The sequence below is a fragment of the Acinetobacter sp. WCHAc060006 genome (assembly GCF_004209135.1).
Classification (GTDB): Bacteria; Pseudomonadota; Gammaproteobacteria; order Pseudomonadales; family Moraxellaceae; genus Acinetobacter; species Acinetobacter cumulans.
Genome location: NZ_SGSS01000077.1, coordinates 1 through 1286, shown reverse-complemented (window position 1 = coordinate 1286; position 1286 = coordinate 1). Strand labels below are relative to the sequence as shown.

At 39.0% G+C, this 1286-nt stretch carries 1 protein-coding gene; it reads left to right on the top strand.

Features of this window, described 5'->3' with window-relative positions; translation table 11 throughout:
- Positions 1 to 87: 87 nt before the first annotated feature.
- Positions 88 to 1217, top strand: a protein-coding gene (locus EXE29_RS17210; RefSeq protein ID WP_117007537.1) for an IS3 family transposase whose coding sequence is annotated in 2 segments (ribosomal slippage) — positions 88 to 340 and positions 340 to 1217 — 1131 coding nt in all. Because the reading frame shifts where the segments join, the coding sequence is not laid out codon by codon here.
- Positions 1218 to 1286 lie beyond the last annotated feature (69 nt).

Below are 1286 nucleotides of genomic sequence, written 5' to 3'. Positions count from 1 at the left end.
TGATGTGGTTCTAGGATTTTAGACCACGCCTATAAGTGATAATCTACTCCCCAATAAGCATGGGAAATGCTTGTTTTGGAGTCAACCATGACACGAAGAAAACGTCGTAATCATTCAGCAGAGTTTAAAGTTAAAGTTGCTCTCGCAGCAATTAAAGGCGACTACACACTCGCTGAACTTTCTACTCAATTCGATTTACATCAAAACCAAATCATTGATTGCAAAAATCAACTGCTTGAACAATCAGTCAATATTTTTTCACGACCAACAGCACAACAAGAACCTGAGATTGACCTCAAAGCTCTACATGCCAAGATAGGACATCAGGCATTGCAAATTGATTTTTTAGAAGGTGCGCTCAGAAAAATAGGGCAGCTGAGCGGCAAAAAATGATCGATAAGACCCATCAACTTTCGGTACGACAACAATCGCAATTGATCCAAATCAATCGCAGTACGTTGTATTACAAGCCCAAAGAGATTTCATCAACTGATTGGAGTTTGATGCGTCTGATCGATGAAATTCATCTCGACCACCCATTTATGGGCAGTCGAATGATACGAGATATGCTACAGCGTCAAGGACATCAAATAGGTCGGCGTAAAGTCCGACGTTTAATGCGCTTGATGGGAATACATGCCTTGTATCCAAAACCCAATACCAGTAAGCCTAATCTTGCACACCGTATTTTCCCATATCTGTTGAAAAACATGGTCATCGATCACTCTAATCAAGTCTGGTGTACAGATATAACGTACATTCCTATGGCTAAAGGCTTTGTCTATCTATGTGCAATTATAGATTGGCATAGTCGTAAAGTACTGGCTCATCGAGTATCGATCAGTATGGAAACAGACTTTTGCATAGATGCGTTGCAAGAAGCAATTGTAAAATATGGTTGTCCTGAGGTGTTCAATACAGACCAAGGCAGTCAATTCACAAGCGAGGCATTTTTGAATGAGTTAAAATTGCGAAATATCCGTATCAGTATGGATGGGAAAGGACGATGGATGGATAATGTGATGATTGAGCGTTTATGGCGCAGCGTGAAGCATGAGGAAGTTTATTTGAAGGCTTACGATACGGTTAAACAAGCGAAACAATCAATTGCTGAATATTTGGATTTTTATAACAAGATACGTCCTCATTCAAGTTTGAATAAGGCAACACCGAATGAATTTTATGATCAACATTTACTAAAAGTAATGGCAGCATAATTTAAATATTTAGAGCGGATTTATCACTTATAAAACTGAATTGAGTGGTCTAATTAACGGAACCACGTT